The 14,506-nt window shown below is 62.2% G+C and carries 14 protein-coding genes; 9 read left to right on the top strand and 5 right to left on the bottom strand.

The window, feature by feature from the left end; genetic code table 11:
* Positions 1-32: 32 nt before the first annotated feature.
* Positions 33-269 (bottom strand): metal-binding protein, encoded by a 237-nt coding sequence (locus tag BVU17_08520; protein ID AUG47556.1) that lies wholly within the window; start codon positions 267-269, stop codon positions 33-35.
* Between the two features lie 274 nt (positions 270-543).
* Between BVU17_08520 and BVU17_08515 the strand changes: the two genes are divergently transcribed.
* The 9 genes from BVU17_08515 (at position 544) to BVU17_08475 (ending at position 10,309) form a co-directional block, all read left to right on the top strand.
* Positions 544-1,377: a glyoxalase gene (locus BVU17_08515; protein AUG47555.1), complete on the top strand. Its 834-nt coding sequence runs from the start codon at positions 544-546 to the stop codon at positions 1,375-1,377.
* Positions 1,378-1,543: 166 nt separating this feature from the next.
* Positions 1,544-2,182 carry a phospholipase gene (locus tag BVU17_08510; protein ID AUG47554.1) on the top strand — a complete coding sequence of 213 codons (639 nt, stop codon included), beginning with the start codon at positions 1,544-1,546 and terminating at the stop codon, positions 2,180-2,182.
* A gap of 153 nt (positions 2,183-2,335) precedes the next feature.
* Entirely contained in the window at positions 2,336-3,406 is a 1,071-nt protein-coding gene (locus BVU17_08505) for a hypothetical protein (GenBank protein AUG48876.1), read from the top strand.
* Positions 3,396-3,998, top strand: a complete 603-nt coding sequence (locus tag BVU17_08500) for a hypothetical protein (protein AUG47553.1) — start codon at positions 3,396-3,398, stop codon at positions 3,996-3,998. Before BVU17_08505 ends, BVU17_08500 begins: the two co-directional genes overlap by 11 nt.
* Before the next feature lie 132 nt (positions 3,999-4,130).
* The gene (locus tag BVU17_08495; GenBank protein AUG47552.1) at positions 4,131-5,315 is read left to right on the top strand and encodes a hypothetical protein; all 1,185 of its coding nucleotides are present in this window, start codon (positions 4,131-4,133) and stop codon (positions 5,313-5,315) included.
* Between the two features lie 56 nt (positions 5,316-5,371).
* Positions 5,372-6,610 carry a serine/threonine protein kinase gene (locus tag BVU17_08490; protein ID AUG47551.1) on the top strand — a complete coding sequence of 413 codons (1,239 nt, stop codon included), beginning with the start codon at positions 5,372-5,374 and terminating at the stop codon, positions 6,608-6,610.
* Positions 6,607-7,815, top strand: a complete 1,209-nt coding sequence (locus BVU17_08485; GenBank protein ID AUG47550.1) for a protein phosphatase — start codon at positions 6,607-6,609, stop codon at positions 7,813-7,815. The genes BVU17_08490 and BVU17_08485 overlap by 4 nt, the downstream gene beginning before the upstream one ends.
* A gap of 60 nt (positions 7,816-7,875) precedes the next feature.
* Positions 7,876-9,006, top strand: a complete 1,131-nt coding sequence (locus BVU17_08480) for a DNA-binding protein (protein ID AUG47549.1) — start codon at positions 7,876-7,878, stop codon at positions 9,004-9,006.
* 40 nt (positions 9,007-9,046) lie between these two features.
* On the top strand, positions 9,047-10,309 hold the full coding sequence (locus BVU17_08475; protein ID AUG47548.1) for a zinc ribbon domain-containing protein: 1,263 nt from the start codon (positions 9,047-9,049) through the stop codon (positions 10,307-10,309).
* Positions 10,310-10,314: 5 nt separating this feature from the next.
* Here BVU17_08475 and BVU17_08470 read toward each other — a convergent pair whose 3' ends face one another.
* From BVU17_08470 to BVU17_08455, 4 genes are read right to left on the bottom strand one after another with little or no spacing between them, the layout of a single operon-like run.
* Positions 10,315-10,863, bottom strand: coding sequence for a hypothetical protein (locus BVU17_08470; GenBank protein AUG47547.1), 549 nt, complete (start codon positions 10,861-10,863; stop codon positions 10,315-10,317).
* A gap of 23 nt (positions 10,864-10,886) precedes the next feature.
* Complete coding sequence (locus BVU17_08465) at positions 10,887-12,575, bottom strand: cytochrome C oxidase subunit I (protein AUG47546.1); 1,689 nt, start codon at positions 12,573-12,575, stop codon at positions 10,887-10,889.
* Positions 12,575-13,144 carry a cytochrome C oxidase subunit II gene (locus BVU17_08460; GenBank protein AUG47545.1) on the bottom strand — a complete coding sequence of 190 codons (570 nt, stop codon included), beginning with the start codon at positions 13,142-13,144 and terminating at the stop codon, positions 12,575-12,577. The genes BVU17_08465 and BVU17_08460 overlap by 1 nt, the downstream gene beginning before the upstream one ends.
* 4 nt (positions 13,145-13,148) lie before the next feature.
* Positions 13,149-14,381: a halocyanin gene (locus BVU17_08455; protein ID AUG47544.1), complete on the bottom strand. Its 1,233-nt coding sequence runs from the start codon at positions 14,379-14,381 to the stop codon at positions 13,149-13,151.
* Between the last annotated feature and the right edge of the window lie 125 nt (positions 14,382-14,506).

Here is a 14,506-nt window from a genome sequence, read left to right as displayed (position 1 = left end):
CGGGTAAATCGCGTAGAAGCTACGGAGAACCGTTAGTCCGCGGCGGCAGAAACAGGCTCTTTGGTTTCGTCAGCCATCTCGGAGGCAATACCGTCAGCAATCGCAAAGACAGCGGCCTTGTGGTCTGTTTTCGACTTGTGAATCGATGTCGGCTTGACGCCAAGTTCCTCGTATTCGTCGTGGTCTACTTCTGTCCCGGATTCGGCTTCGTAGTGGTTCTGTACCTGTGCAAGCAGGCCGTGAAGGTGGATGAGCTCCTGCTTTTTCATAGTCAACCCAAGGTAACAACTCGAAGGTTATAGTACTACTCTGATGAAGGTTAACACACGGCTGTGCTAGTACTACGTAATAGTTTATGCATAATTCTTGCCACGGAGTATATTCTAGGTATTTTGCGCTAAATTTTATCATTTCTAAAATATCATGGAGGATTGGTAGCAAAATACACACTACTGTTGACGGACCGAGCCAGCCAGCTCAAACGTGTTGCAGGTGCCGACGACCGGCACCCAGAATTATGGACCAGCTACGCCTATTTTCAACATGGATAAAGCGACCCTTCCCTCGGACACCAAGATTGGTCGGGTGGCCCTGACTGTTGCTGAGTTATCACCGACTGTCGAGTTCTACCGTGCTGTTGTCGGCCTCAACGTTATAGACGCAGACGCCGACCGCGCGATACTCGGTGCGGGCGGACAGGCGCTCTTGATTCTAAATCACCGTCCAGACGCACCAGTGAGAGAGGATTCAGCGACCGGGCTGTATCACGTCGCGTTTCGCGTCCCATCGCGAGCGGCGCTGGGTGACGCACTCCAGCGTATCAACTCGGAGTGGACACTCGACGGCGCATCGGATCACGGTGTCAGCGAGGCGCTGTATCTGTCGGACCCGGCCGGGAACGGCGTCGAAATCTATCGGGACTTTCCGCGGGCGTCGTGGGAGGAGACACCGTCGGGTCACGTCGAAATGGTAACCGACCCCCTCGATACGCAGTCAGTCGCGGCCGCTGCGACCGGCGAACAGTCGATGCCCGCCGACTCCGATATCGGACACGTGTATCTGGAAGTCTCGTCAGTGGAGACGGCCCGGGCGTTCTACGCTGATGCACTCGGACTCCGCGTCAGGGCCACATACGACGGCGCGGTGTTCTTGGCGGCCGGTGACTACCATCATCATATCGGGGCCAACGTCTGGAAACGGCGATCCAAGCCCCACGCCGGGCAGGGGCTGGCATGGTTCGAAATTCGGCTCCCCGACGAAGCGACCCTTGATGCGACACAGAAGCGCCTGCGTCAGTCCGACTACGCTGTCTCCGAAACCGGTACTGGCCTCACAGTACGCGACGGCGACGACATCGAACTCCGCCTGCGAACCTGAATACGTGACAGTTAGGCCGACTGACCGATGTGCCAAGTCAAGTGTCTCCGGGCGCTATCTGGAGTATGCACTCGACACTGTGGCCGACTTGGAACGCCGGGCGACCGAGAACAGAAACTGACTGGACGGGCGTGACAGGACGCGGCCGACGGCCGGGAAGAGAGCGATGACTGGCCCTCATCAGGGGCAGCAGCTCGTGACCGCGGGCACCGCGCCGTCGCAGGCGAGTGCAGCGGCAGTGCTGGTCCACGGTCGGGGTGCGACGGCTCGAAGCATCGTCCAGATGGGGGCGGAGTTCCAGCAGGACGGACTGGCTCTCCTCGCGCCACAGGCCGCGCGAAACACCTGGTATCCCAATTCGTTTCTTTCGCCGGTTGAGCAGAACGAACCCGGTCGGACCTCGGGACTGCAGGCTATCGAGGACGCCGTCACGGAGGCCGAGGAAGCCGGGATTCCGACCGAGCACGTGCTCGTGCTGGGCTTCTCTCAAGGAGCCTGTCTCGCAAGCGAGTTCGTTGCTCGTAACCCACAACGCTACGGCGGCCTTGTGGCCCTCAGTGGCGGTCTCATCGGCGAGTCTATCGACGAGCGTGAGTACGAGGGCGACCTTGAGGAGACGCCGGTGTTTCTGGGCTGTAGCAATGTTGACCCGCACATCCCCGAAGAGCGCGTTCACGTCACGGCCTCGGTCTTCGAGCAACTCAACGGCGACGTGGAGGAACGCATCTACGAGGGAATGGGTCACGGCGTGAACGAGGACGAACTGACATACGTTTCGTCGCTGGTCGATACCCTCGTCAGTTAGGCGGCCCGACCGCTGGACCGTTCACCGAAATCTCTTGCATAAGTGGCTGAGCAGGGAGTTACCGGTCCCTCACCGCGAGACTTAGTGGTTGGGAAATGCATATATGATATGGAAATTTCCCGCCGACGGTTTCTCGCTACGGTTGGAGCCGGTGTGACGCTCGGCGGCGCAGGCTGCGCGGGAGATGACGGTGCTACTACTGGAGCCGGCTCGGCACCGGGGTCTAGTACTGGAACCAGCGCGGCGTCGACGGCAACCGATCAGAACGACAGACCAGAACCACCGACAGCGGACAGCCGCCTGCATCTGGACTTCGAAATCGGGACACTCGAAGAGAACATCGTCAGCGGCGGTGTTCGTAAAGACGGTATTCCAGCCATCGACGACCCGACGTTCGCCGACACGCCCCCGGACGGACTGGCTGCGGACGACCCGGTATTCGGTCTGGTCCGGGATGGGGAGGTGAAAGCCTATCCGCAGTATATTCTTGTCCACCACGAAATCGTGAACGACACCATTGCCGGCGACGCCGTCGCTGTGACGTACTGCCCGCTGACGGGCACCGCACAGGGGTTCGAACGTGGCCCGGTGGAGTTCGGTGTCTCCGGGCGACTGGTAAACTCAAATCTGACGATGTACGACCGGGGCACGGATAGCTGGTGGCCACAGATGCTGGCAACAGCGATTACAGGCCCGCTAACTGGCGAGTCACTGCAGGAGTTCCGGGTCACTTGGACGACGTGGGATCGCTGGTCTAGAACCTACCCGGAGACGCGAATCCTCACCGAAGACACCGGTTTCCAGCGGCGCTACGGCGTTGACCCGTACGGCCAGTACAACGAGAAGCGCGGCTACTATTCGAGTACGCGGACGCTGTTCGAGCCGCTACACGACGACAGCCGCGCACATCCGAAGGCTGTCGTCATCGGAACCCGGACCGAAACAGGGGCGCTCGCATTCGACAAGGAAACACTGCTGCGCCAGCGGGTGCTGACCGGCCGTATCGACGACACGCTGTACGTCGCTGTCGCGGATACTGCCCTCGAAACCGGGTACGTGTACGCGAACCCGGAATCGCTGTCAGTTACGGCGTCGGACGACGGCTACACGATTGACGGGACGGCGTATGATGCCGATTCGCTCCCGCTGGACCGCACGCTGTCCTTCGACGCGATGTGGTTCGCCTGGGCCGGTTTCTATCCGGAGAGTGCGTATGTCAACTGACAATCCGACCGACCGGGCTACTGTGGCTGCCAGCATCCAACGCTTGTTTCGGAACACCGTGGTTGCGGTCAGCGGAGCGCTTAGCCGCCGTGACGGACAAGTGGGCCTGGCTGTGTCTGGACTGACGTACTTCCTGCTGTACCTCGCTGGTCTCAGACACCTCGGTCTCGGCCCCGCCGGCTACGAGGTGTCTGTCGTCAGTAACCCGCTTACCCGTGCGTTCCGACAGGTCGGCCCGTTCCAGTGGGAACCGATTGCACTAGTGGTCGTCGGCCCGGTCGAACTGCTCGTGGCCCCGCTGAATATGCTTCTCGGGGCAGTCCTGGCATTGCTGGTCGGACTCAACCTCGCTGTCTCCGTCGTCGCGTGGCGCGGCCCAGCGGCCTGCCGTCTCGGCCCGGGTGCAGGGGCTGTGTCGGGACTCCCGGGACTACTCTCTGGGTTCGCCTGCTGTGGGCCCACTATCCTGCTCGCTGTCGGCGTGCAGGCAAGCGCTGGGCTGCTCTCACTGTTCCAGTGGCTCCTCCCGCTCACCATCGTGGCGCTGTTCGGAACCCTTCTCTGGGTGGGGAGTCGAGTTGAGACAGCGTGACGGGCACCGTAGATAGTTCCTACCGCCGCAGAACAGATAGTAGCAACAGGCTACCGAATCGGACGGTGCGTGAAACTTTTTTCCTCGATTTGAGGGAAACATATAATTACTCCGTACGACCCATCTACCAGTATGACCGCTACTGTCGTGAGCGAGGTCAACCGACCCTACGTGCCGACGGGCGGGGCGAAACTGACCGCTGAAATCGAAGTTGAGCCCGGACGGTTGGAGGAACCACCCACGCGACAGATCGCCCTCTGTATCGACGCCAGTGGGTCGATGGCCGGCGACGACATCGAGCAGGCACGCGCCGGCGCTGAATGGGTGTTCGGGCTTCTCGACGAAGACGACTACGTCTCGATCATCGCCTTCGACAATGAGGTCACGACGGTGCTTGCGCCGACGCGGTGGGGAACTATTTCGCGCGAAACGGCAGTGGACGCGGTCGCCGACATTTCCGCTGGCGGGGGCACTGATATGTACAGCGGCCTGCTGGAAGCGAAGGCGTCCCTGCAGGATTTACCGACCGACGACAACACGGCCCGGCGGGTCCTGCTCCTCTCTGACGGGAAGGACAACTCCCACGACCCGGAAGCGTTCGGGACGCTGGCCCGCGAAATCGACACTGAGGGCATCAGAATCAAGGCGGCCGGCATCGGGAGCGACTACCGCGAGGAGACGATTCGGACGCTTGGGACCGTTGCTCGCGGCGAGTGGACACATCTGGACGCCGCCGGTGACATCGAGTCGTTCTTTGGCGACGCAGTTGAAGAGGCCGGGACCGTTGTTGCTCCTGACGCCCGTCTCGAACTCGACGTGGCTGACGGTGTCGAAGTGAGCGAGGTGTACCGTTCGCTCCCACAGACGCAGTCCGTGAACCCCGACTGGGAGGACAACACGGCGGTCGTGCCGCTGCCCGACCTGCTTGAGCGGGAAACCCAGCGGGTCGTACTGAAAATACACGCCCCGGCCAATGACCCGCAAAACGCCGTGACTCTGGCGGATGTCACGCTGCACGCCGGCGGTGAGACGACGCGGGAATCAATCACCGTCGACTACACCGACGACGAGTCGAAACTTGCCGAGCACAACGAACAGGTCGACGTGGACCACCGCCAGACTGTAATCAAGACGGAACTCGGCAAGGGCAACGTCGCCGAAGCCCAGACGCAACTGGAGCGGATGACGCGCATCCACGGTGAGGATGCCGAAGCCGTCCAGACAGCCGAGCGGGAGACGCGCATCGTGATGGAAGGCGGGCGCAAAGAGCAGAACAAAGCGACGAAAATCGTCACTGACGAAGGTATCCAGAAGTGACTGTCCGGATCTGTGTTGTCAGCATGGCCGCCACTGGCCGGAGAAACAGGTGATTCATGAACTGGGAACCTGAGAGCGGTGATGTCATTGCCGGCCAGTACGAACTTAAGGAGTTCCTCGGCAAGGGGGGGTTCGCAAAGGCGTTCCGCGCCAGAGACATCGACAGCGGCGAGTCGGTCGCCGTGAAATACCCCAACTACACCGAATCCCAGAACGACCCCGACATCATTGAGGAGTACTTCAAAAAGGAGGTCGACTCGCTGGAACGCATCCGCCGAGCCGGCGGCCACGAGAACGTGATGGATTACTACGATCAGGTCATAGAGCGTGACGTTCCGTTTCTGGTCGTCCAGCTGATCGTCGACGGGATCGAGCTCGACGAAGTCATCGACCAGCACGGCCCGATCGACGACAGCGAGCAGGTCCGCCAGATCGGCATCGATCTCTGTGACGCGATGGGGTTTCTCCACGAGAACGAGATCGTCTACCGGGACCTGAAACCGGAGAACGTGATGCTCACGCCCGACATCACGCCCACACTGATCGATTTCAACACGGCGACGGGCTTCGACGCCTCCGGGGACCCCGCCTCTGGGAACACCGGGACGACAATTCTGGGGCCGTTCAAGCCCCGTGAAGTCGCCGAGGCCAGCCGGACTGACGTTCGGCAGGGGCCGTGGTCGGACGTGTATTCTATCGGGAAGATACTCCTGTTCCTGCTCAAGGGGAGCGTCCCGAAGAAAGACGGGGTGAACCCGCAAGCGTTCGGGGCCGACTGCGACGATTATCTGGCCGAAATCGTCGAACGGGCCACGCAATCACATTATCGCGACAGATACCGGAACGCGACGGTCCTCAAGGAGGTGCTTGAACGGCGCGATCCGACGCCGCCCGCGACAGCGTCGGTGACGTACATCCAGGCGGACAGGCAGTTCACCGTTGAACCGGGCGACACTATCGGGCGACAGGGCGCGAGCGGTCCCCCGGCATCGATAACAATCGAAGATCCGCAGGGAGAGTACATCTCCTCGGTGCAGGTACAGTTCGATATCGAGGACGGCGAGTGGGCCCTCCACGACCGGAGCCTCAACGGGACGTTCGTCCAGAAAGGGGCTGGCTGGCAGCGAGTCCTCTCCGAACCCGGACGCAACCGCCTGCGTTCCGAAGGCGAGGACCCGACCGACAGACACGGCGACGTGCCCCCCGAATCGGTGACACTCAGTGACGGCGATCTGGTGTCGCTGGTCCATCCGACCTACGGGGTCACGTTCGAGTTCCACCCGGAGGAGTCATGAGATACAGTACGAACTATGACATCGGCGACAGGAAGCGAGGACAGGGCATTAACGAGGACAGCGTCTCTTTGACGGTGTTTGAGGAGGGCCATCGAGACGGCTACCGCGGGCAAGACAGACCACAGTCGAAGGAGCCGGTCACAGCAGGCGGCGACGAGACGGCGGATGTGACAGGCGAGACAGCCGGTACTGAGACGGCGGCCGATACCGCTGACGACACGGACGCAGCCGACACTGCCGACGCAGATACGTCTGACACCGATGGCGATGGGAAGCCGATGAACCGCTCGGCCGGCGTGTTCGTGGTCGCTGACGGCGCTGGCGGACACGATGCCGGCGATATCGCGTCGTACATCACGACGACTATTGTGGCTGAACAGCTTGCCCCCGTGGCGATCCGGACGGCCCGGAGCTATCCCGGAGGCTTCGATGTGGATGTGGCCCGTGACGTCCTTCCGGACCCGCCCGGTGAGCGCGAACTCGAAACTGCCGTGGCGGAGGCGATTACGGCGGCCCACCGCGAGATCATCCGGTACGCAAACGAGACCGGGACCCAATCCTACACGACGGTTGTCGCGGGGATCTACGCCGACGGCAAGCTCCATTACGGCTGGGTCGGTGATAGCCGGGCCTACGTCGTCAACAGTGTCCGTGAAACGATCTCGCCGTTGACCAGAGATCACGCCGTCGTTCAGGAATGGGTCGACAACGACGAAATCGACCCCGTCGAGGCACACGTCCACCCGAACGGGAACGAGATCACACGCGCGCTGGGCGGGTCCGGCTACGAGGACCCCGACGAGGCGACTGTCGGGGTGGACACGCGCACAGTCAGGCTGTACGCGGAAGACACGGTGTTGGCGACCAGCGACGGACTCATCGACGCCCAGACCGACGCACCGGAACTGTACGAGGAGTACGTTGATTCGGACCACGCCGATACGGTGGCCGAGCGTATCCGCGAAGCGGCTGTCACGGACGACGAGATCCGTGACGTTGTCCTCGACGCAGCGTCCCTCGACGCGGCGAGTCAGGAGTTCGTGTCACTGGCAAACAACCGCGGCGGGAAGGACAACATCTCCGTGCTCCTGTTTGCTGATAGTGCGCTCCCGAAAACGCCGGAAAGCGGCGGTATGCCAGTTCGAGATATCGATCCAGACCTCGATATTTCCGAACGTGACACAGTGATCATGACAGACGAGTAGAGAGAAAGTTTCGTGGGACAAGTATTTTATTTCTCGACTCTGTAGGGCCTAACGAAATCCATGCCTGAATCCGACCGCACGGTAAAATGCCCCATATGCGACGAGGATTTTGATCCGACAGTCGCGGGCGGATGGTGCACAAACCCGGACTGTGGTGAGTGGCAACACACTGACGAAAGCGCCGCCGATTTTGCTACCGATGATGGGGTACCGGACGACGCCGACCTGATACCGGAAGGCACGGACGAGACGGACCCAATGGATGGCCGGGCCGTAGAGGCTACCGACGAATCCGACACCCCTGATAGCCACACCGAAGACGAAGCATCGGCGGATGCGGCCTCGGATACTGGGGCAGCCGAGGTCGGTGACGAGACGGCGGAAACGGCAGAGACAGCGACGGAACACGAAACTGACGCCGACATCGAGGCCGAAAACGGAACCAGGCCGAACGGTACGACGGAACCCGACGAGGCCGATGGGACCTCGAAACAGCACAGCAGTGACTCTGATGAGGACGCCGAGACATCCGACGAAACCTCGGAGGCAGATGACGACGTGGCGACGATTAGCTGTCCGGACTGTGACCACGAACTTGACGCCGATGCGAATTTCTGTGTCGCCTGTGGTGCCGACGTACAGGACATCACACCGGAAGACGACGGTTCACTCGACGCGTGCCCGTCCTGTGACACCGCTGTTGACGACGACGCCAGTTTCTGTGTCAACTGTGGGGAAGATCTCGACGCGCATCGCGGCGACCGTGACACATCGACGGCTGATTCGACAGCTGAGTCGTCGACTGCCGACGAGACGGAGAGTGAGCCAGCAGCCACGGGCAACGCCGTCGACACACTCGCCTCACAGTCCACCGACGACGCGACGGTCCCGGACAAACTCGTCCTCGCGGTCGAAGGTCGAGACATCACCGTCGAAGACGGGGACCGCATCGGCCGGGAAATCCGGGCGGCGCTACTGGACGCCGGGCGACCGGAAGACGAAGCGGTCCGAATCCACCGCGAACACGTCCGGTTTGACCGACAGCCCGACGGGTACTATGTCGTCGATCTCGGGGACAACCCGACGCGGCTGAACGAGACCCAACTGCAGAAGGGCGACCGGGAACCAATCCAACCGGGCGACGAACTCGAACTGTCTGGTGTCGCCACGATGACAATTCGGGCGGCGTGACCACCCATAATTAAGCGGTCGGTCGGGAAACATCAGGCTGATGGAGCGTGGTCGACTGTGGCTGGAAGTCCGTGAGTCCGCCGCATTACTGCGAGTTGAAACCTGGCTGTTTGTTGGCATGGGCGTGGCATGGCTCGTCTACGGTGGCTGGGTACTCGCGACGGGGCTGCTGCTGGCGCAGTTCCCGGGGCTCGAACGACCTGTTCTCGCGACATTTGCTGGTCGAACCGTCTCGCTACGAACTGTACTTGCCACTGGTCTCTGGCTCGGCGGTCCGTCGCTGGCCACCGTCGTCCTCATCAACCGCCGGCTTCGGAACAGGCACGGCAACCTCGTCGACGCGTATCGGCTGGACCACCCGAGTCTGTTGCTCGCTATCCCCGGCAGTGTGCTCCTCGGCTGCCTGCTGGTGAGTCTGAGTCTCGGTCAGCGAGGGCCGCTCACGGTGGTTGCACTGTTCGGAACAGTGCATCTGGTCGTTCGGACCGTCGCTTACGGTCACCGTGTGTACACACTTTCGGTCCCCTCATTCCTGTCGCTGCTGGTGTTTGTAAGCGCAGTCTCGCTTAGTACTGGGTGGCTGGTCCAGATGGTCACCGCACCCGGCGTCCAGTCGGGGCTGTCACCGTGGCTGACTCAGGCCGGCGTTAGTCCCGTGGGTGAGGCGGCACTCCAACTGATGGGCGTCCAGCCAGCACAGGCCACACTCCTCTGCATTGCCGTCCCCGGTGTACTGGCGAGTGCGTACCTCCTCTTCCAGTTGCTCGCCGGGGCCGTCGTCAGAATCCGCGCACCGCTTTCGAACCCGCAGCGCCGTCCTGACCAGCGGTTCCCGGTTATGCCGCCGGTCGGGACGGCGCAAAACGGCGAGGGGAGCCCAGCTGCCGAACAGGCTGCCGACGCCGCACCGGAGTCCCGGGACCAGACTGGAGAGGAAACCGACACGGAAGCCGCTGGCAGTGACGTGGAGTCACCGGGGCACACCGGGACACGAGTGTTTTCACCCGACGAGGTTCCGGCGGCGGAACCGGCAGCTCACGAATCAGCACAGAACAACGCGCAGTCGTCAGACGACGACGCGGACCCTGAGGGCCCGGTCGACCACAGTGGTACAGACATGGACTCGGAGACGGCTGGACCGGGCGATACGAATGAGACAACCGACGAAGCGTGGATGGATGATACGTCTGTCTTCACGCCGGGCGGCCGCGACGCCGGCCAGTCGTACTGTAGCGAATGCGGCGAGTCGCTTCCGTCTGATGCCGACATCTGCCCGTCCTGTGACGACCCCGTCGACGGGTGAGGCGGTCAGCGGTTCGAAACGGGAATATCACCGAGTGCGACGGTGTATTGCGTCGACTGTACTCCGTCCCCGTCCGGATACACAAACACCGTTACAGAGACGCTGTCCGGGCGCTCGCCGGGAGGGAGGAGCCACGACTGCGTTACGTTATCAGTGTTTCCCACTGGTAGCTGTCCAGTGCTCGCGGTATCCGCAACCGTCTCCCCGCCGCGGGTGGTAACGCTGTCGAGACGAACCGCTGCGGGGTCTGCCCCGGTGTTCGTCACGTTGACCGTAAGCGTGAACCGCCACCCCTCGTCAGCGGTGACGACAGACGCCGCATCGATCCGGGCCGAGACATCCGCGGATTCCAGAATCGGGTCACCGACGCCGGCACCAGTCTCCGCCGCTGTCGGCGTTTCGGGGACCGCTTCAGCGCCGGTGTCTCCCAGCAAGTGATGCCCCATCATACTCCCGAAGGTAACGACTTCGATGAGGATGGGCAAACCGATTCCGACGATGATGAGGAGTCGTAGCAGCGTTTTCTGCTCCGGCCCGTCGACGTCTTCGAACATGATGAGAGAGTAGTGAAGTGGTGTTAGACTGGGATTGGCGGGCTACCGGGCGCGAATAGTCCGTCAGCAACCATGCTGGCGAGCGGCGGCCCGTAGGCGATGACGATGAGCAGCAGGGCAATCGCCGTCCAGAGCTTGTAGTTGTCGAGGATGCGCGGGCTGTGATCGGCGCCGGACAGCGGTTCCGGGATATTGCCGTTGACCGACAGCGTCCCGCCACGGCGAGCGAGCAGGGTGTCGGCCATGACGATGAGGAACATCGCCGCGCCGACGAACAGCAGGAAGCCGCCGATAGCGATCTGCAGGCGCATCTCGCCGACCGTTCCGGCGACACCCTCGAACGCGAACTCGTCGTAGGTCGGTTCGGCAGTCCGTCGCGGGATACCGGCGAGGCCCGCACGGTGCATTGCGTTCGACATCACTGCCATGCCCACGAACCAGACGTACGGCTGCACTGAAGCAAGGCTTCGCTGTCGGAGTTTCTTCCCGGTGATCTGTGGGACCAGCCAGTAGCTGATAGCCATCGCCGTCAGTGCGAACGCGGTCCCGACGGTGAGGTGGAAGTGGCCAGGCACCCAGATGGTGTTGTGGATGAGGTAGTTGATGTTCATCCCGGCGTTAATCATGCCGGAGAAGCCACCGGCGGCGAACATCAGCCCGGCGAGCATACAGCCGGCGAAGGCCGGCTTACCCCAGGGCAGATCCCGAAGCCAAGAGATGTAGCCCTTTGCACCCCGCTGGCGAGCCCCATGCTCAACCGAGGCAACCACGGTGAACGCGGTCAACAGCGAGGGCAACAGGAGGAACATCGTGTTCGTCATCGCGATGAACTTGTACCCTGACGGGATACCGGGGTCGGTGTACTGGTGGTGGAAGCCGACCGGGGTCGACAGCAGGAGGAAAGCGACGAAGACCACGCGAGCGAGCGGGTCACTGAACAGTCGCCCGCCGGCCAGTTTCGGCAGGATAGTGTACCAGACGAGGTACGCCGGCATGAGCCAGAAGTACACGACCGGGTGGCCGAAGTACCAGAACAGTGTCCGGGTCAGCAGCGGGTCGATGTTCTGGATAAGTCCGAGCGACCACGGGATGAGGAATACGACGACCTCGACGGCGACGCCGATGGTGGAGACGTACCACATCAGCATCGTCGTCAGGACCATGAACGTCTGCAGGGGAATGCGCTCATCCGGGTTCTCAGAGCGCCACTCCCACAGCGCCTTGAAGTACGCGAGGCCGGCGATCCACGAACCGACGATGATGAGCGCGGCACCGATGTAAAACGCCGGGTGCGCCTTCATCGGGGCGTAGAAGGTAAACAGCACGTCGGCTTCGAGGTCGTGACCCAGAACCGACGGCGCGCCGACGATACCACCGATGATGGACACGGCCGCGAGCACTGTCCCCGTGAGCATTACCCAGAAGGCCGACCAAGCGATGCGGTGTGGTAGCTCGCGTTCGAGGCTGTTAGCGACAGCCCACGTGAACAGCCCCGCGATGAAGAACGTGGTGAACACGAGCGCCAGCAGGACGCCGTGGCCCGTCAGAATCGTGTAGTAGTCCGCCGAACTGACGAACCCGCGGAACACGCCAGTGCGGTGAAGCGACTGGATGATGCCAAATAGCGCGCCGATTCCGAGGGCGGCAAATGCCACAATAAACTCGCTCCGGACGAGTTTCGACGTTTTCGGATAGGAGTCGACGAACACCATTACTGATCCGCCTCCTCCTGGGCCTGTGCATCATCTGCGGACTGACTGATGTTCTCCTGTTGCATATCGTACTCCTCCGGCGGGACGACTTCGACGGAGCCACCCATCGTGTGATGGGCCGCCCCGCAGTATTCGTGGCAGATGAGCCCGTAGGTACCGGGTTCGTTGAACCGGGCCGAGACTTCGGAAACTTGGCCCGGGATGACCATCGTGTTGATGTTGGTTTCGACCACAGAGAAGCCGTGTACCACGTCTGCACTGGTTACTCTGAACGTTACGTTGGCACCTGCGGGCACCTGCACCGGATTGTCTCCGCTTCCCGGAACGAACTGGAACTGCCGGGCGACGACGTACACGACGTACTGCCCGTCCTCTTTGACGACACCGGGGTCGTCGAACTGGGTGCCAGTGTTCCCGTTCTGTACCTCCTGTGCGCTGATCTGTCCGCCCGAATCATCGACCATCCCGACGCCAACGCCGACCGAACCGTACGCGATGGTCGCGATGAACCCGACGATGAGCAGTATCGCTGCACCGAGCCAAACTTTTTCGAATCTATGAACCTGCATGGTATCACCCGATTATGGAGACGCGGCCGAGGAACTCGACGAAGTACATGAACACCCACAGCAGGGCAATCAACACGAAGTAGAAGGCGACCAGCGCCGCCGTTCCCTTCGGGTCGTACTCGTCGTGGCCCAGCTCGACGGCCGGTTCAGTTTCGGCAGCCTCTTCAACCGGCTCCGGGCCGGTCGCCCGACGCAGCTCGCCACTGTCTCCCGTCTGTGGCGGCCGCCCGTTCTGGCGGCGTCGCATCGCGACTGCGAACAACAGCGGCGAGAAGAACGCAAGCAGGACCGAGCCTGAGAGGAGCCACTGCGGGCCGGAGAGTTCGATACCGCTACCTTCCTGTCCGCTTCCGCCGCCACTGCCGCCACCGCTGCCATCGAGCGGGCCACCGACAACGACAGCGCCCTTCATCCCGAGTGACGCATGAGGCGTACAGACGTACTTGTACACGCCCATCTCTTCGAAGGTATGGCTGTAGGTGGTCCCCGATTCGCTGACTGGGTCACCGGAGTCCAGCGGGCCATCGCCATCCGAAACAACGTTGTGGCCGCCACCCTCACCAGTCCACTTCCACGTCACTTCTGTCCCAGGCGTCACCCGCACTGCGGGCGGGTCGAAGGCGAACGCGCCGTTGTTCCCCTGTGCCCCGACCGATATCTCGACGCTGTCGTCGCCAGTTCTGTCGACGGTAGTGCCGTCGTAGTTCGAAACGTCATCGAACCAACCGCCGTAGTCTGGGTTCGCTGGCGGTCCTTGCTGTTGTTGGCCGCCGGAGCCGCTGCCCCCGCCCGAACTGCCGGGCCGAACGACGACCGCACCTTTCATCCCGAGCGCCTCGTGTGGGACGCAGACGTACTTGAAGATACCCTCCGATTCGAAGGTGTGGCTGTAGGTCGTGCCGGCTTCGCTGACCGCGCCCCCGGAGTCGAGCGGCCCGTCGCCGTCCGAGACGACGTTGTGGCCGCCGCCCTCGCCGGTCCATTCCCAGACGACCTCCGTGCCAGGACTGACCATCACCGCGGCCGGGTCGAAGGCGAACGCGCCGTTGTTCCCCTGCGCGCCGACAGTGATCGTAACGGTGTCTTGCCCGCGCTTGTCGACGGTCCCGTCGTAGTTCGAAACGTCATCGAACCAGCCGCCGTAGTCCGGTTCCTCCTGTGCTGTCGCCGTGCCGGTTGCGGCCAGTGCCGCTGTCCCGGCTGCGGCACCGACGAACTGTCGACGACTCAGCGCCATCGTCGCACCCCCACCGCGTCGTGCGAATCCGGCAGCTGACTGCCTCTAGCTTCGTGCCGTACCATATCTGGGAGAATAGCAGATTACCTAAAAAAACCCCTGATGGTGTTTTCAGCAGGCAGGAA

It is taken from the genome of Haloarcula taiwanensis (genome assembly GCA_002844335.1).
Lineage (GTDB): Archaea > Halobacteriota > Halobacteria > Halobacteriales > Haloarculaceae > Haloarcula > Haloarcula taiwanensis.
The sequence above is the reverse complement of the archived record's forward strand: the minus strand, read 5'-3'. Positions and strand labels throughout refer to the sequence as shown.